This window comes from Streptomyces sp. NPDC001828 (assembly GCF_042892175.1).
Lineage (GTDB): Bacteria > Actinomycetota > Actinomycetes > Streptomycetales > Streptomycetaceae > Streptomyces.
In genome coordinates, this window is record NZ_JBIATV010000005.1 from 26,604 (window position 1) to 43,919 (window position 17,316).

Below are 17,316 nucleotides of genomic sequence, written 5' to 3' on the forward strand. Positions count from 1 at the left end.
TAGCCACCTTGGGACGCGGATTACCGAGAAAAGTGTTCTATCGGAACTGCAACTACGTTGTGTTAACGGGGAGTTGAGGGCGGTTGAGGATTGAGGGCGATCAACTCTTCCGAAGGTCGTCGAGGGTCGCCGCACTGCCCGGCAGCTCGGACCGCGCCGGGGCCTGAAGCCCGTCGAGGAACAGCTGCAGATGGCGGTGGACGAACTGGTCGATGTTCGGGCACGGCGTGCCCGGCAGCGGCCTGGTCAGCTGGGAGAGGGCGACCATGAGGTCGCCGACGGCGACGTCGGTGCGGAGCCTGCCTGCCGCGCGGGCCCGCCGCATCAGCCCCTCGACGTCGCGTTCGAGGCGCTCGCGGGCCGCGTTCAGTTCGGCGTGGTCCTGGTCGAAGGTGTCGGAGAGCATCGGGCAGAGCGCCCCGATCCGCTCGTCGGCCGCCGCGTGCACGAAGCGGCGCAGCGCGTCGAAGGGATCGGCCTCCTCGGCCGCGGCGGCCTCGGCCTGCGCCGAGACCCGGTCCATGACGGAGAGCACCACGCTGGTGATGAGCTCCGCACGGTCGGCGAAGTGCCGGTAGATCGTGGCGTTGCCGACGCCGGCCCGGCGCGCGATCTCGTCCAGCGGGCGCTCGGCGCCGTACTCGACGAACATCTCGCGCGCGGCGGCGATGATCCGCTCCCGGTTGCGCAGGGCGTCGGCCCGCGGGCGCGGGGCACGACGCGGCTCTGCGGCGACGGAGGCGGCGGCAGTCTGCACGGCTCTGCTCCTTCTTGTACGTGATCAAGCTTGGTCGGGGGCCGGTCGTGTACGCAATCGGTTTTACGTGACCGGTTCACCGCCCGGGACCTGACCCAAGCGGGGAAGCACTCCCCGTTTAGCGGGGACGAAGGTTCAAACGGGGAAACCTTCCCCGGTTATTTCCCGAGCGTCATGTGACCTGGGTCACATGTTCAACCTGCGGCTTCGATATCCGGAAAAACCCACATTTGGTCCACTCAGCGAGCGCACGCGACACGCCCGACACAGGGTGATCAGACGAGCGCAGCCAGGAACCGGCCTGCTGTCACGTCCCCGAAGGCGAGCGCGTGCGCATGCAGGACGTCAGCCAGTCCCGCCCGGCCCGGGCGCCAGGACGCCGGATATGCGGCCGGCGCCGGAACAGCCTTCTCGGCGCCGCTCTCGCCTCGGTCGCGCTCGCGGCGCTGACCACCGGTTCCACCACCCTGTCGATCGCCAGCCGCGCCTCCGCCGGCCCGGTGTCCGCCACCGGCGAGACCCCGCTCGGCCCCTGCCGGATCCCGGCCGGCCTCGGCGTCCAGATGTCGGAGGGCCTGCCGACCGCCCCCGGCTACGCGCACTCCACCGGCATGGTCCGGGCGCTCACCCTCATGATCGACTTCCCGGACGCCGTCGGCTCCGGCTCGGCGCTCAGCCGGTACAAGGAGTTCTTCCCGCAGACCAGCAACTGGTTCCGCAACGCCTCCTACGGCCGGCTCGACTACCGCCCCGAGGCCCCGATCACGGACTGGCTGCGGATGCCGAAGTCCTTCGCGGCGTACGGGATCGAGCGCGGCTCCCCCTACGAGCCCGGGTACCACCGCCTGGTCCAGGACATGATCGCGGCGGCCGGGACGCGGGTGAACTTCTCCCAGTACGACCTGGTGAACGTCCTGGTCACGCCGAACGCGGGCCCCTCCGCACTGGACACGGTCCTGTCGGTGACGTTCTCCGGCAACGAGGACGCGCCCTACGCCGACGGGGTCCCGCTCTCCAGCACCTCGTTCGTCTACAGCCGCCAGGACGACGGCTCCGGCTCCTACGGCGAGACCGGCTACCGGGTGCTGCCGCACGAGAACGGCCACGTCTTCGGCCTGCCCGACCTCTACACCGCGCAGGGCGGCGGGGCCGTCGGGCACTGGGACATCATGTCCGAGGACTGGGGCGCCAACAACGACATGCTGGGCTGGCACAAGTGGAAGCTGGGCTGGCTCGACAACAGCCAGGTGTCCTGCGTGACGGGCGGCGGCACCGGCCAGTACGTCCTGAGCCCACTGGCCACGGAGGGCGGCCCGAAGCTGGTCTTCGTGCCGGTGTCGAAGGACAGCGGCTTCGCGGTGGAGGTCCGCACCCGGGCCGGCAACGACGAGGCGGTCTGCAAACCCGGGGTGCTGATCTACCGGGTGGACGCGACGGTCGACACCGGCCGGGGCCCGGTCAACGTCTCCGACAGCACCCCCAACACGGGAGGCTGCACCCGCACCCCCAACGTCAACGCCGAACTCTCCGACGCGCCGTACACGACGGGCGAGACGTTCGTGGATCGGGCGAGTGGGGTGCGGGTCGCGGTGACGGGGGTGGACGGGATGGGCAACTATCACATCCGGGTGACCCGCTCCTGACGGCCCGTCAGGTCCACCCGGACCGCGCCCGGAACCGAACCAGCCCCGGGTCACGGGATGGGGGTCCCCCCTGCTCCTTCAGAGCTTGGGGGAGGGTGGGAAAACATCCCGGAGCTCTCGCTTCAGCACCTTCCCCGTCGCGTTCCGCGGCAGCGCAACCTCCCCCACAACCACCCGCGCCGGCACCTTGAACCCCGCCAGCACCGCGCGAACGTGGTCCCGGAGCTCCTCCGGGGACACCGCGGCCCCCGCCCGCACCTGCACCACCGCCGCGACCTCCTCCCCCAGCACCGGATGCGGAACCCCGAGCACCGCCGCGTCGAGCACCGCGGGGTGGTCGTGGAGCACCCCCTCCACCTCCACGCAGTACACGTTCTCGCCGCCCCGGATGACCATGTCCTTGATCCGGTCGACGATCCCGACCCGCCCCGCCGCATCCCGCACCGCGAGGTCGCCCGTCCTGAACCACCCGTCCTGGAAGGCGAGTTCGGTCCCGGCGGGATCGTTCCAGTACCCGCGCACCAGTGACTGGCCGCGCAGCCACAGCTCCCCCACCTCGCCGTCGGCGAGCGGGGCCCCGTCGGGCCCGGCGATGCGCACCTCGGTCACCGGCGTGGGCCGCCCCACGCTCTCCGGCCAGCTCCGGTACTCCGCACCGAAGTTGGCAAGGACTCCGCCGCTCGTCTCGGTCAGCCCGTACCCGTTGCGCGGCTCGATGCGCGAGCCGTGCCGCGCGGTGAGGCCGCCGACGAGCCCGGGCGGCGCCGCCGCACCCCCGGTGTTGAGCGCGGCGAGGCTCTCCAGGGCGTCCCCCGACTCCTCGGCGGCGTCCAGGAGTTGGAGCGCGGTCGCGGGCACTCCGGCGTAGTGCGTGACCCCGTGCTCGCGGATCAGCGCGAGGGCCCGGCCCGCGTCCCACTTGCGCATGAGGACGAGCGTGCCGCCCGCCGCCATCGCCGCGTACACCGAGGTGAAGGCGGCGACGTGGAAGAAGGGGAAGGTCATGAGGGTGACGGGGGCGGGCCCCTGCCCCGGCACGACACCGCGTCCGAGCATCGAGGCGGCCGCCTGGAAGCGGGGGTTCATGGCCGCCCCGGCCTGCGCGAGCTGCGTGGCGACGGCGCCCTTGGGGCGGCCGGTGGTGCCGGAGGTGTAGATGATGGTGGCGTCCGCGTCCGGGACGACGTCCACGTCGGGCGGTCCGGCCGCCGGATCGGGCGAGGTGAGCTCGTCGAGGTCGGCGAACCGCTCGAACCCCTCGGGCAGCCCGTCCTCCCGCCTAATCCCCTCGTGGTGGAAGACCATGCCCCGCACACCGTGCGCCCGGGCCCACCCGGCCACCCGCTCAAGACGCTCACCGTCGACGAGCAGCACGCGCGGGGTGCAGTCGTCGAGGGCGTACGCGAACTCCTCGGCCGTCCACCACGCGTTCAGCGGCACCGCGACGAGCCCCGCCAACTGGGCCGCCCAGAAGGCGACTTGCCACTCCGGATGGTTGCGCATGGCGATGGCGGCACGATCGCCAGGGCGCAGCCCGTAGACGTCGACGAGGCGCCGGGCCAGCGCGCAGGAGGCGGCGAGGAACTCCCCGTAGGAGTAGCCGCCGCTCTCGGCGACCAGGAAGGGCCGCTCCCCGAAGGCCCACACCGTCTCGACGAACTCGCGCAGGGTGCGCGGCCCGGTCGCGTACTCCAGGACCCCCGCCTCGCCGCGTACGACGGCGAACGGCGCCCCCGGCGCGGTGAGCAGCGCCTCGGCGCGGACGGGTTCGACGCCCGGCCCATCCGACTGGGGTCCATCCGACTGGGGCCCACCCGATTGCGGCGCATCCGACCGCGACCCACCGGGCTGCGGCGCATCCGACTGGGGCCCACCCGGCTGCGACCCGCCCGGTCGCGGCCCACCCGGCCCGGCCGGCTGTGCCGCCGCACCGCCTTGCGCCCCTGTCGTCGCCACGGGAAGCCCTCCTAAGCGTTCGCTCAGTCCAGTGCTCCCCGACGCTATGCCGCGACCCCGCCCCGGTCAAGGTCGATGTAGAACGCAACCGCTCCGGGGGTCAGTGGTCAGCCAGGCCGTACGACCTGGCCGATGCCGTTCGGCCCCGACGCCGTGCCGGTCAGCGCGTCGCCCGGCACCGCCCGGTCCGCCTTCAGCGCGGCCCAGAGCTTCGCCCCCTTGGCCGCGTCCGGCACCAGGCGGTCCTCGTCCCCCTGCTCCAGCTGGGCCGGCAGGGTGACCATCTGGACGTTCTGCGCCCCGAGCCCCTTCATCGAGTACGCGAGCGAGGCGAGGCTGTCGACGCGCGCGAGGGAGGAGTCGGTGGTCAGGGACTTCGTCGCGGCGTCGGCGGCCGTGAAGAGCCGCGCCGGATCGGTGAGCACGTTCTGGCCGGCCACCTTGCTGATCAGCGCCGTCAGGAACTGGTGCTGGAGCTGGATCCGGCCGAGGTCGCTGCCGTTGCCCACGCCGTGCCGGGTGCGGACGAGGTCGAGCGCCTGCTGTCCGTCCAAGTGGTGCTTCCCGGCCGGGAGATGGAGCCCGCTGTCCTTGTCGTCGATGGGCTTGACCAGGGTCACGTCGGCGCCGCCGACCGCGTCCATCAGCTCCGCGAAGCCGTTGAAGCCGACCTCGACGTAGTGGTTGACCCGCAGTCCGCCGCTCAGCGACTCGACCGCGGCCACCGTGCAGCGGGCGCCGCCCGTCTCGTACACGGAGTTGAACATGACCCCCTCGCGCGCCGTCAGCTTCTGGCCGGAAGCGGTGGTGCAGGCGGGGCGGTTCACGATGGTGTCGCGCGGGATGCTGACGAGCGCCGCCTTCTTGCGCCCGCCGTACACGTGCAGCAGCAAGGTGGTGTCGGAGCGCCCGACGTCATCGCCGCCACCCGCCCGCGAGGCGTTCTTCCCGGCCCGCGAATCGGAGCCGACGACCAGGATGTTGAGGTCGGAGGTGGCGGAGGCCGCCGGGGTGAGCAGCGAGCCGAGCTCGACGCTGCTGATGTTGTGGTTCAGCCGGTGCCAGGCGTACGCGGCCGCGCCGCCCGCGAGCAGCAGGATCCCGGCGAGCGACCAGATCAGGATGTGCGGCCGCGAGCGCCTCGGGCGACCGGAGTTCGGGGCGGCGGGGCTCGGGCGGGCGTACCCGAGCCGTGCGGGCTCGGGCCGGACGGGCCGCAGGCGCGGGGTCTTCGGCCGGACGGGCCGGGCGCCCCGGGGGACCCGGGATATCCGGCGTATCCGCCCCCAGCGAGGTCCGTGCGTCATCCTTCGACTCCGTCCGTCGGCGGCCATCGGCGACCCAGAACTCCGCATGCGTACAAACAGGGCGTTACCGCACACTACAAGAAAGGTGCATAACCCCGCATAACGGGCACTGGAGGCGACGGGCCGCCAGAGGGGAGACGTCCAGGTGAGGACCACGTCGAACGCGTCGATGGGATCGCCGGGCCGGGCCCGCACGCGCCCGAAGGGCGGCCGCCCCCGCATGGCCCCGCTCCTGGCCCTGTGCGCCGCCGCCGCGCTGGCGCTGGCCGGCTGCACCTCGGGCGGCGGCGGCAAGGACGCGCCGAGCCCGAGCCCCACGGTGTCCAAGGCGCTGATCACCACGAAACCGCAGGACGGCGCGGACCACGTCGGCATCGGCGTCAAGGACGTCGGGGCGAACGTCACGCTGGGCACCTTCACCTCCGTCACCCTGACGGCCCAAGGCGGCCGGGAGATACCCGGCGAGCTGAACCCCGCCCGCACGGCCTGGCACCCCTCGGCGAACCTGACCCGGGGCACGGCGTACGTCCTCACCGCCCAGGCGAAGGACCCGGACGGGCGGACCGCCACCAGGACCACGCACTTCACGACGGTCTCCCCGAGCAACTCGGCGGTCGCCTTCTACACCCCCGAGGACGCCTCCACGGTCGGCGTCGGCATGGAGGTGTCGTTCAAGTTCGACAAGCCCGTCGCCGACCGCAGGGCCGTCGAATCCGCCGTGAAGATCACCTCGACCGGCGGCCAGCAGGCGGCCGGCCACTGGTTCGGCACGCAGCGCATCGACTTCCGCCCCCAGGACTTCTGGAAACCCGGCTCCAAGGTCACCGTGTCCTTCGACTTCGACGGGCTCGAACTGGCCAAGGGAATATACGGAGTTCAGGACCGGACGTTCTCCTTCACGGTGGGCCGCGAGCAGATCTCCACGGTGGACGCGGCCACGCAGACGATGACCGTCCAGCAGAACGGGGCCGTCCTCAGGAAGCTCCCCGTCTCCACCGGCTCGCCGCAGTACGCCACGTACAACGGCACCATGGTCATCAGCGAGCAGGACCGGCAGACCAAGATGAACAGCACCACGGTGGGCCTCGGCGACGAGTACGACATCCCCGACGTGCCGCACGCCCAACGCCTCACCAACTCCGGCACGTTCATCCACGGCAACTACTGGGCCGCGCCCTCCACGTTCGGCACCGCGGCCACCAGCCACGGCTGCATAGGCATCCAGGACACCCAGGGCGGCGCCGACCCGGACTCCCCCGGCGCCTGGTTCTACGCCAACTCCCTCCTGGGCGACGTGGTGATCGTGCGGAACTCCACGGGCGGCGGCACGGTCGCCCCCGACAACGGCCTGAACGGCTGGAACCTCCCCTGGACGACCTGGACAACGGAGCAGCCCACCCCCTCCCCCTCCCAGCCCCCGCCCCAGCCCACCGCCTCCCCGTCGACCACCACGACGGGATAACCCGGCCCACGCGGCAGCACGGCCCGGCCATCCCGCGCGGATGCGGTCCCGGGCCCCCGCCCGCGGCGCGACCCGCCTGGCCCTGCCCGGGCCTATGCGGCGGCGCGCCCCCGCCCACCCGGCGGTGCGCCCCGGCCACCCTGACCCACCCGGCGGTGCGGCCCGGACATCCCGCCCGCACCCACGCCCGCCCCTGGCCCCACGCCCCCATCCCCACATCCGCTACCCTGTCCAGGTCTGCCACTGGCAGCGCGCCTCCGTAGCTCAGGGGATAGAGCACCGCTCTCCTAAAGCGGGTGTCGCAGGTTCGAATCCTGCCGGGGGCACCATGTCTGACCAGCGCGCTTACCTCTACGAGGTGGGCGCGCTGTTCGTTGTGGCCGCGCTGGTGGCCACGAATAGGTTCCGCGACAGGGCAAGCACAGCGCCCCCACGGGGTCGGCTTCCAGGTACGGGTCCTCGCCGGCTTTGCCCCGCTCACGAAGAAGGAGATCCACTTCACCCAGCATGCGGACGACTGGACCGAGGCTAAGAAGATCCACTCGGCTCCTCAGTCAGGTCGACTAGCAGCAGCACCCAGGTCCCAGCTGGTCGCCCCACGCATGCCGAGTAGGGCGCTGCCCCTCTGGCGCGAAGGCTGGACGCCGAGAGACCCCAGGCAGGTCTGCCATCGGGCGCATGACGCGAGAGGGCAACGCCGTCCCCTTGGGTTGCTTCTCGAACATGCGGGAGGGGCCCACCCGCGAGTGCTGGTGGGCCCCTCCCGGCAGGCTCACGCGCCAACATGGGCCTGCGATTCCCTGTTCAGCTGTGGTTGGAGCCAGACGCCATCAGGGACGAGAGTTCGTAGACGAGCTGTCTACGAACTGGTCAGGTCGGATCGTGACTCACGTTTGCCGAGGCGTGCAACCACGATTGGGGCGGTGGCGAATCAAACCTCTAGAGCCAGCGTGCACGCGGACAATCTGCATGGTGCACATGCTGGCCACGGACCGGATAAGGGGATTTGGCACCAGAAGCAGCTACAGCTGTCCCTCACACAAAGCGAGTTGATGACTGATGAGCGCTGATGAATCAAACCGACGGGTAAGCCCATTCGAGTTACCGGTGTGCCCTGAGGTGCTGTCAGCATAGGGATACGCACTACGCATCGCATACGGCGGCGCCAACCGCTAGCGGTGCGAACGAAGTTGGAGCCAGCACCCGAGTCCGGCGGCTACCGCCGCCGGACATCAGGTCCATCACGAACCCGAGGTCACCGTGCCCAAAACCCCTGCCGTCGGCTGCGTCGAGACCCCCGCGCCACGCCGCCTGCACACCCCGGAAGCCACCGTCGTCATCGTTGTCGTCCTGATGGGCGGCACCCTGCTCCTCGCCGGCTTTCCGGCCGTCACCGTGGTGCAGCTGCTGGGCAGTACTGGTCTCATCGCGGGAGTCACCGTCACTCTGACGCGGACCGGCGTCGGACGAGGCGCCTGGACTCTGGTGCGCAGGCTGTCCGCAGTCGCACCTGCCGTCTGAGGCGCCGACCCATGGGACGTCCCGAACTCCCCGTCGCTCTGACCACTGTCCCTCTAACCGCACTGGGGAAATGGTTGAGGCACTACCGGGCTCAAGCAGGTATCGGCTATCGAGAGATGTCAGCGCGCACCGGCTTCAGTCCGGCAACCCTTCAGCGCGCCGCGGACGGCAAGAAGGTGCCCAAGCTGCCCGTCGTCCTGGCCTACGCAGAGGCCTGCAGCGCCTCTACTGACGTCGCTGAGCAGATGTGGAAGCAAGCACGCTACACGGAAACGAGGAGCCTCCGCACGAAGGGCGGAGTCCCTCGACCGAGGATGATCCGAGACATCGCCGATCTGGGTGTCGCGCTCGTTGACCTCTATCGCCGGGCCGGGTCGCCCTCGACGCACAAGATGCAGGAGAAGGCCGGCGAATACGGAGTACTCCCGCGTAGCAGTGCCCATCGCATTGTCACCAGGCAGACAGTTCCCCACAGCGAGGCTCAGCTCCAGGGCTTCCTACGAGCCTGCGATGTGCCCGAAGCGGAGTGGACTCAATGGAAACAGGCCTGGTCGCGGGCACGTCAACGTGACCGTCAGACCGACTTGGCCAGGGTCGAGAGGAATTCTTGGAGGAGGATGGAGCAAGCCTCGCCGAGATCGGAATACATGCCGCCACACGGCCTGACCATCCGGCAGGCAGACGACCTTCGGCGGCGAGTCGGGCAGATCGATATCGCGAGCGAAGCGCGGAGGAAACGGCAGAGCCGCGTACCACGAGCGGCTCCGCAACAGCTCGAGCTGGACAGCAGCCTGTGGGACCAGCTGAGAATCGAGCTGTTGGGGACGTTGGCCGGATAGGAGCGGCCGGTAAGCCTGTACCCGGCCGTCCGGGTACGCGTGGGCGTAGACGGGCCGCAAGCCGTTCAACGATCACTCAAATTGCGGAGTTGATCCCAGTCTCCGCACGTGCTCAGGGGATGACCCTGGGAATGGCACACGAACGAGCCCCGGCTGCGCGTGGCGGCCGGGGCCCGGCCGTGCCGATAGTGCGTCGGAAAGCGCGGTGTGCGGCCAGTTCGTGCCCCGCGTTTGGTGGGCCTACTGCCGGGCAGCAGCTCCCACGCCTGCTTCAACGTCGGAAGCTCCGCTGCGACTCTCGGGTCAGCCCCGCGGCACGGGCGGATTCCATCTGCTTGACCGAGGCCGGTTTCAGGTCGCTGGTTCGGACCGTTGCCTCGCTCAACTGGCCTGCCAGGGACGGCCGCAGGAAGGCCACCCGCTTCAGGTCGTCCATGTCGAGCGTGATGAGCCCGGTCCGGCCCTCCGGTTCGTACACGACGTAGTCCCAGAGCTTCATGCCGTGGCCTCCATTCCGAGGACGGCGGTGCCCGCTTCGATCAGCTCGGCGAGACGGAGCGGATCGCACAGGGCCCCTGGGGTGGGCATGGGCACGGCCCAGTAGCTCGCGAGACGTTCGCCCGGCACGTTGTCACCTACGCGGGGCACGCCGACGAAGTGGCCGAGTCCGAGGTGTGCGGCGTACGGGCCGAGGCTCGGTGGGGGTGGAGAAGGCGGCACCAGGGCGTAGAAGCGGCGGCCCCGCATGTCGTGGATAACCGGACCTCGCAGGTTGCGGAGGGCATCGTTTGCGGTCCCCCGGCCTGCCACGGCGTACACGAGGTCATCGGCGAGGCGGACGGCGGAGAAGCGGCTCCCCAGTGCGAGGACAGCGAGGTGGAAGTCCGCCCACTGCCTTCGTGCGTCGGACGGACGACTGAGGCTACTGGCAAGCCACGTCACGACTGCTTCGTGCTGCAGCGCGGCTTCGGTAGGGGTGTTCACGAGAGCTCCTGTCCCGAGGGGGGAGGGTTTCCGAATGCGGGTGTCGAGGGCGTCCTCGATGGCGGCGCACAAGGCCGCCGGCTCGGGGCGCCGGTTCGTGGCGGTCGGGGGCGATCGGGCAGATTCGCCAGTGGGGACTGGGCCCTTGTGCTCGGCGGGCAGGCGGGATGGTGAGCGAGCTGGCTCGCTCCCTCCACCGGCTGAGTGGGGACACCAGAGTGGGGCCGATGCCACCCCAACACGAGGACTTTCAGAGGGCTTTCGCCGCCGGTAAAGCGGGCTTCCATGAACTCATCCGGGTTAGGCCTAGCTGTCGACGGGACCTATGACGACACTGGGTGGGCATCAACGCACCGGAGGTGAACCATGCCGCGCTCCGTCGGAAACACACGTCTTCGAGCCGCCCGCGTGGCGGCCGGATACAACTCGCAACAAGCCCTCGCCGATGGCCTCACAAAGCTCGGCCTGTCGGTCGGCGCCCGGCAGTTGAGGCGCTGGGAGTAGTCCAACCCGACCTGGCCACACCCGGATTGCCAACGCGCGCTCACCCGCCTGCTCGGCCTGGACATGCGGGCTCTCGGGTTCACCGCGCCCGACGGCCGCGACGAGGCACGCCCGGATCCCTCGCGGCGCCTCGTTGTGGGCGGGGCTGTCGCTGCCCTCGGACTGGCTGCCGTTCCCGCGCAGGCGCAGGGACAAGCGACTATGCAACCCGCCACCGTCGCCGCCGACTTCACCGCCGTCACCCGATCACACCGTCGCATGTACTGGTCCGTCGCGTCCTCCGAGCTGCACCCCTCAGTCCTCGCTCACGCCCGACTCGGCTGCGCGCTGCTCGCCGAGACGGCCGGAGAAACCCGCAGGACCGTCGCCGTGGCGCTCGCCGAGAGTTACCTTCTCGCCGGCCGCGTCGAGTTCTTCGATCTGCGTGAGCCCGACTCCGCCGAGGCCACTCTCCTACGCGCCCTCCAGGCCGCCGGAGAGGCAGATGACCCCCTCCTCGGCGCGGCCGTACTCGCCCACACGGCGTTCATCCCGGGGTGGGTGGGCGAGCGGGAGAAGGCGGCCGAGCGGATGGTCGCGGCACGGACCTACGCGCGGCGCGGGCCGGCCAGCGCGGAACTCCTTGCCTGGCTGGACGCCGTCGAGGCGGAGTGCGAGACCCGGTGCGGGAACACGCGCACCGCGCTGCACCTGATTGGGCACGGCGAGGATGTCCTCGCCGCAGGCACGGAACACGCCTCGCCGGATTGGCTGGACTGGTTCAGCGCGGCGCGTCTTGCCGCGTTCAAGGGCAACACCCAGTTGAAAGCGGGGCACTTGCCGCAGGCGCGCGAGACCCTGAGCCGGGTCCTGGAAGACCTGCCGACCGAGTCGGACAAGCAACGCACGGTGATCCTCGGCGACCTCGCCGCGGTGGAGGCGGCGGCCGGGCAGCCCGAAGAGGCATGTCGGTATGCGTCGCTCGCGCTCGCTCAGTTGACGGTCACGTGGTACGCCACCGGGATGGACCGGATCCGCGAGGTGCGGCGCGCGCTGGCGCCGCACCAGCACGAGCAGTGCGTCCGGGACCTCGACGACCAGTTGTACGGGTGGACGACGACGGTCAGCGCTCTGACGCGTTGAACTTCGCGATCAGCTCGGGGAGTTCGGCGAGGCTGCCGATTCGCATGGTCGGCAGGCTTCGGGCTTCCACGGTGTTCCACTGGATCGTGGCCCACGGCCCGCGCCGAATGAGCGCGGTACGCATGCCCGCCTCTGCACCCGGGCGGAGGTCGTTGTCGACGCGGTCGCCGACGTAAAGGATCTCGTGCGTGGCGAACGGCACGACCTCGGCCACGCGGTGGAAGAACTCGATGTCGGGCTTGCTGGCGCCCCAGTCGTCCGAGGTGCCGATCAGGTCGACGTCCTCGGTGAACAGGTCTCGGAGAATTCCGCCCGCGCGTACGGTCTGGTTCCCGGCGATGCCGAGCCACAGGCCGTCGGCGCGGAGCTGCGCGAGTGCTGGGCGGACGTCGGGGTAAAGGTCGCTCTCGTCGAAGTGCTCGGGCCGGCCGGCGTCCGCGCGGGCCTGACGTTGCTCGTACAGATCGAAGCCGGGCCGGAACTCCTGGAAGGTCTCGCGGTAGTCGCGTCCCTGGGCGATGACGGCGCCGAACATGGCGGCGAAGGTGTGGCGGGGCACGCCGAGCCAGTCGGCCCATGTGCCGTACTCGCGAGTCTCGTCCACGAGGCACTCGCCGACATCGAACACCACCGCGCGAATCGTCATGGCCGGATCCTAGGCCGTGCTGAGCGGGGGCTGCTCGACAGCTCTGGGGGGACGCGCGCCCCATCCACCGGCACCCCACCTCACACCCCCCACCCCACCCCCGTGCGCCCCGCGTAACCCCCCGCCCGCCCGGCCCGTGACGGCGGGGTAATCCGGGGTTTCTAAGGTGCTGGGTGCTGGGTGCTGGTTGGCGGTGTCGGGCGGGCCGGGTCGGTCGGGAGCGGGGTTGTGGTGGACGTGGACGGCGGTGGGGTGCGTACGGTCTGTTCGTACTGCGGGGTCGGGTGCGGGATCGTGCTCGACGTGCGGCGGGGCCCGGACGGGCCGCGTGCGGCCGGCGAGGTACGCGGGGATGCCATCCGGCCCACCACCCCCGCACCACGCCAAACCGGCGGCGTGCCCGGCGACACCACGTCGCCCACCACCCCCGTGCCACGCCAAGCCGGCGGCGTGCCCGGCGGCACCACCCCGCCCACCACCCCCGCACCACGCGAAGCCGCCCCCGCCCCCAGCCACGCCATCAAGGTCTCCGGCGACAAAGCCCACCCCGCCAACTTCGGGCGGCTGTGCACCAAGGGGGCTACCAGCGCGGACATGATGGCCGCGTCCGGGCGGCTCGGGCGGGCTCTCGTGCGGGGTGAGCGCGGCGGCCGCGCGGTCGAGGCCGACGTCGACGACGCCGTCGCGGTCGTCGCCGGGCGGCTGCGGGCCGTCCTCGACGCGCACGGCCCCGACGCGCTGTCCTTCTACGTCTCGGGCCAGATGTCCCTGGAGGCGCAGTACCTGGCGAACAAGCTGGCCAAGGGGTTCGTGCGGACGAAGCACATCGAGTCCAACTCCCGTCTGTGCATGGCCTCCGCCGCCTCCGGCTACAAACTGTCGCTGGGGGCGGACGGCCCTCCCGGCTCGTACCAGGACTTCGACCGCGCGGACGCGTTCCTCGTCATCGGCGCCAACATGGCCGACTGCCACCCGATCCTCTTCCTGCGCATGATGGACCGGGTGAAGTCGGCCGGGGCCAGGCTCATCGTCGTCGACCCCCGGCGCACCGCCACCGCCGACAAGGCCGACCTCTTCCTCCAGATACGGCCCGGCACCGACCTCGCCCTGCTCAACGGACTGCTGCACCTGCTCGTCGCGAACGGGCACACCGACGACGCCTTCATCGCCGAGTTCACCGACGGCTGGGCGGACATGCCCGGCTTCCTCGCGGACTACCCGCCGGACCGGGTCGCCGAGATCACCGGTCTCGCGGAGGACGACATCCGGCGGGCGGCACGCTGGATCGGCGAGGCCGGCGCGTGGATGAGCTGCTGGACCATGGGGCTCAACCAGTCCACCCACGGCACCTGGAACACCAACGCCCTGGTCAACCTGCACCTCGCCACCGGCGCCATCTGCCGCCCCGGCGCCGGTCCCTTCTCGCTGACCGGGCAGCCCAACGCCATGGGCGGGCGCGAGATGGGCTACATGGGCCCGGGCCTGCCCGGCCAGCGCTCGGTGCTCGTCGACGCCGAGCGCGCCTACGTCGAGAAGCTGTGGAACATACCCGCGGGCACCCTGCGCGCGGACGTCGCGGGCGGCACCGTCGAGATGTTCGAGCGGCTCGCCGCCGGGGACATCAAGGCCTGCTGGATCATCTGCACCAATCCGGTCGCCTCCGTCGCCAACCGCCGGACCGTCATCGCCGGCCTCGAAGCGGCCGAACTCGTCGTCACCCAGGACGTGTTCGCCGGGACCGAGACCAACGCCTACGCCGATGTCGTGCTGCCCGCGACCCTCTGGGCCGAGTCCGAAGGGGTCATGGTCAATTCCGAGCGTAATCTGACACTCAGTCAGGCCCGTGTCGCGCCGCCGCAACAAGCACTGCCCGACTGGCAGTTGATCGCTCGGGTCGCTTGCGCCATGGGGTTCGCCGACGGGTTCACATACGCCTCTTCCGAGGAGGTCTTCGAGGAGCTCAAGCAGGCCTGGAACCCCAAGACCGGCTGGGACCTGCGGGGCGTCACGTACGAGCGGCTGCGCACCACGCCCGTCCAGTGGCCGGCGCCGAGCGTCGACGGGCCGGACCGCAATCCGGTCCGGTACGTCAACGACGGGGTCAGCCAGACCCTCCTCGAGCGCCCGGACGGCACCCGCCCCCGGCTGGCCTTCCCCACCGCGAGCGGGCGCGCCCAGTTCTTCGCCCGGCCGCACCTCCCGGCGGCCGAACTCCCGGACCACGACTACCCGTTCACCCTCAACACCGGCCGCCTCCAGCACCAGTGGCACACCCTGACCAAGACGGGGAAGGTCGCCAAGCTCAACAAGCTCGACCCGGGCCCGTTCGTCGAGGTCCACCCCGAGGACGCCGCCGCCCTCGGCATCGCGCGGGGCGACCATCTGGAGGTCACCTCGCGGCGCGGGCGGGCCGTGCTGCCCGCCGTGCTCACCGACCGGGTGCGGCCGGGCGAATGCTTCGCCCCGTTCCACTGGAACGACCTGTTCGGCGAGTACCTCAGCGTCAACGCGGTCACCAACGACGCGGTCGATCCGATCTCGTTCCAGCCGGAGTTCAAGGTGTGCGCCGTCGCCCTGGCCCGGACCACCGCGCCCATCCCCACCGCACCGGAAGGACCGGGGGCGACCACGGTTTCGGAGGCGGAGCCCGCGCCGCCCCAACTGGAACCCCTGCGGCGTCTGTTCGGGGTCTCCGATGCCGCCCCCACCCCGCTCACCGAGTCGGAGCGGCACTACCTGTCCGGCCTTCTCGCCGGGCTCGCGCTCGCCCCGCCCGACGGACGCGTCCCCGTACTGCCGCCCGACGCGCCCATCGCGCCGGACCGCGCGCTGTGGGTCGACGGCGTGCTGGCCGGCATGTTCTCGCGGACCGGCGCGCGGACGAGCGCCGCCCCGGAGCCATCGGCGCCGTCGGCACCGGCCCGGCGGCTGCTCATCCTGTGGGCCTCGCAGACCGGCAACGCGGAGGTGTTCGCCGCTGCCGTCGCCGCACGTCTCGCCGAGCCGGGCCGCGCGCCCGAACTGCTCCCCATGGCCGAGGCGACACCCGCCCACCTCACCACCGGGCCCGCCCCGGACGTGCTGGTCGTCACCAGTACGTTCGGCGACGGCGACGCCCCCGACAACGGGGCCGACTTCTGGCAGGCGCTCGCCGCCCCGGAAGCGGCCCGGCTCGACGGGATCCGGTACGCGGTGCTCGCGTTCGGCGACTCCTCCTACGCCGACTTCTGCGGCCACGGCCGCCGCATCGACCAGCGCCTCGGCGAGCTCGGCGCCGCCCGCCTTCTCCCCCGTACCGACTGCGAACCCGACTACGCCGAGGCCGCCGAGCGCTGGCTCGGTGAAGTCGCGGCCGCACTCGCCGAGGCCACGCCCGCCGGGACGGCACCGGCCGCGCGGGGGACCGCGTACACGAAGGCCTCGCCGTTCGCCACGCTCCTGGTCGGCAACAGGCTGCTCAGCCTGCCCGGTTCACACAAGGAGGTGCGGCAGTTCGCCCTGGACACCCGGGGCGGCGAACTCGCCTACGAGGCGGGGGACGCCCTCGGCGTCTGGCCGGTCAACAGCCCGGGCCTGGTCGCGGAGTGGCTCGCCCTCACCGGCCTCGACCCCGAGGAGCCGGTGGAGGCCGGCGAGCCGGGCGAGAGCCTGCGCCTTCCCTTCGAAGAGGCATTGCGCACCCGCCTCGACCTCGCCCGGACCTCCACCGACCTGCTCAGGTTCATCGTCGAGCGCACCGGCGCCCATGACCTGAAGCGGCTGCTGCGCCCGGACAACAAGGACGCGCTGGCGAAGTGGAGTTGGGGCCGCCAGGCGGCCGACGTGGCCGGGGCGTACCCGGTGCGCGCGACCGCGGCGGACTGGACCGGCGTGCTCAAGCGGCTGCAACCCCGCCTGTACTCCGTCTCGTCCAGCCCGCTGGCCCACCCGGGCGAGGTCCGCCTGACCGTCTCCGTCGTCCGCTACGCCAACGACCTCGGGCGCGACCGCAAGGGCGTGTGCTCGACCTATCTGGCCGACTGCGCGGACGACGGCCCGGTGCAGGTCTTCGTGCGGCGCTCCGCGCACTTCCGTCCGCCCGCCGACCCCGGCACGCCCATGATCATGGTCGGCCCCGGCACCGGTGTGGCCCCCTTCATCGGCTTCCTCGAAGACCGTCGGGCGCGCGGCCACACCGGCCCCAACTGGCTCTTCTTCGGCGAACAGCGCGCGGCCACGGACTTCTACTACCGCGAGGACCTGGAGGCGTACGCGGCCTCCGGTCACCTCACCCGGCTCGACCTGGCCTTCTCGCGCGACCAGCGCAACAAGGTCTACGTCCAGGACCGCATGCGCGAACACGGGCCGCGCCTGTGGCAGTGGCTCCAGGACGGGGCCCACTTCTACGTCTGCGGCGACGCGTCCCGCATGGCCAAGGACGTCGACCGTGCGCTCCAGGACATCGTGGCGCTGCACGGCGGCCTGCCCGAGGACGAGGCCGCGGCCTACGTCCGGCGCCTGGCCACGGACAAGCGCTATGTCCGGGACGTCTACTGAACGGGGCGCTGTCCGGGCCGGCCGGTATCCGGGCCGGCC

General features: G+C 71.2%; 11 protein-coding genes, 1 tRNA gene and 1 pseudogene. 7 read left to right on the top strand and 6 right to left on the bottom strand.

What is annotated here, in order from left to right; genetic code table 11:
* Positions 1 to 100: 100 nt before the first annotated feature.
* Positions 101 to 757: a TetR/AcrR family transcriptional regulator gene (locus ACFYZA_RS16490; protein WP_382581772.1), complete on the bottom strand. Its 657-nt coding sequence runs from the start codon at positions 755 to 757 to the stop codon at positions 101 to 103.
* 335 nt (positions 758 to 1,092) lie between these two features.
* Here ACFYZA_RS16490 and ACFYZA_RS16495 point away from each other — a divergent pair, with 335 nt between their 5' ends.
* On the top strand, positions 1,093 to 2,400 hold the full coding sequence (locus tag ACFYZA_RS16495; RefSeq protein WP_388491527.1) for a M6 family metalloprotease domain-containing protein: 1,308 nt from the start codon (positions 1,093 to 1,095) through the stop codon (positions 2,398 to 2,400).
* A 78-nt stretch (positions 2,401 to 2,478) separates the two neighbouring features.
* Here the strand turns inward: ACFYZA_RS16495 and ACFYZA_RS16500 are convergent, their stop codons facing one another.
* Positions 2,479 to 4,149 (bottom strand): class I adenylate-forming enzyme family protein, encoded by a 1,671-nt coding sequence (locus ACFYZA_RS16500; RefSeq protein WP_388491530.1) that lies wholly within the window; start codon positions 4,147 to 4,149, stop codon positions 2,479 to 2,481.
* A gap of 314 nt (positions 4,150 to 4,463) precedes the next feature.
* On the bottom strand, positions 4,464 to 5,663 hold the full coding sequence (locus ACFYZA_RS16505) for an LCP family protein (protein ID WP_388491062.1): 1,200 nt from the start codon (positions 5,661 to 5,663) through the stop codon (positions 4,464 to 4,466).
* A 145-nt stretch (positions 5,664 to 5,808) separates the two neighbouring features.
* Between ACFYZA_RS16505 and ACFYZA_RS16510 the strand changes: the two genes are divergently transcribed.
* From ACFYZA_RS16510 to ACFYZA_RS16525, 4 genes are all read left to right on the top strand, one after another.
* Positions 5,809 to 7,125 carry an Ig-like domain-containing protein gene (locus ACFYZA_RS16510; protein ID WP_388491065.1) on the top strand — a complete coding sequence of 439 codons (1,317 nt, stop codon included), beginning with the start codon at positions 5,809 to 5,811 and terminating at the stop codon, positions 7,123 to 7,125.
* A gap of 253 nt (positions 7,126 to 7,378) precedes the next feature.
* A tRNA-Arg gene (locus tag ACFYZA_RS16515) sits at positions 7,379 to 7,454 on the top strand.
* 931 nt (positions 7,455 to 8,385) lie between these two features.
* On the top strand, positions 8,386 to 8,646 hold the full coding sequence (locus ACFYZA_RS16520) for a hypothetical protein (protein WP_388491067.1): 261 nt from the start codon (positions 8,386 to 8,388) through the stop codon (positions 8,644 to 8,646).
* 11 nt (positions 8,647 to 8,657) lie between these two features.
* Positions 8,658 to 9,485, top strand: coding sequence for a helix-turn-helix domain-containing protein (locus ACFYZA_RS16525; protein ID WP_388491069.1), 828 nt, complete (start codon positions 8,658 to 8,660; stop codon positions 9,483 to 9,485).
* A 271-nt stretch (positions 9,486 to 9,756) separates the two neighbouring features.
* Here the strand turns inward: ACFYZA_RS16525 and ACFYZA_RS16530 are convergent, their stop codons facing one another.
* Both ACFYZA_RS16530 and ACFYZA_RS16535 read right to left on the bottom strand, forming a co-directional pair.
* Positions 9,757 to 9,984 carry a hypothetical protein gene (locus tag ACFYZA_RS16530; RefSeq protein ID WP_388491071.1) on the bottom strand — a complete coding sequence of 76 codons (228 nt, stop codon included), beginning with the start codon at positions 9,982 to 9,984 and terminating at the stop codon, positions 9,757 to 9,759.
* Positions 9,981 to 10,469, bottom strand: coding sequence for a hypothetical protein (locus ACFYZA_RS16535; protein WP_388491073.1), 489 nt, complete (start codon positions 10,467 to 10,469; stop codon positions 9,981 to 9,983). Before ACFYZA_RS16535 ends, ACFYZA_RS16530 begins: the two co-directional genes overlap by 4 nt.
* A 366-nt stretch (positions 10,470 to 10,835) precedes the next feature.
* On the opposite strand from ACFYZA_RS16535, the pseudogene ACFYZA_RS16540 reads away from it, so the two are divergent.
* Positions 10,836 to 12,095, top strand: a pseudogene (locus ACFYZA_RS16540) (transcriptional regulator).
* Here ACFYZA_RS16540 and ACFYZA_RS16545 read toward each other — a convergent pair.
* Entirely contained in the window at positions 12,076 to 12,741 is a 666-nt protein-coding gene (locus ACFYZA_RS16545) for an HAD family hydrolase (protein WP_388491075.1), read from the bottom strand. The pseudogene ACFYZA_RS16540 and the gene ACFYZA_RS16545 overlap by 20 nt on opposite strands.
* A 228-nt stretch (positions 12,742 to 12,969) precedes the next feature.
* Here ACFYZA_RS16545 and ACFYZA_RS16550 point away from each other — a divergent pair, with 228 nt between their 5' ends.
* The gene (locus tag ACFYZA_RS16550) at positions 12,970 to 17,277 is read left to right on the top strand and encodes a molybdopterin-dependent oxidoreductase (protein ID WP_388491077.1); all 4,308 of its coding nucleotides are present in this window, start codon (positions 12,970 to 12,972) and stop codon (positions 17,275 to 17,277) included.
* Positions 17,278 to 17,316: the final 39 nt, after the last annotated feature.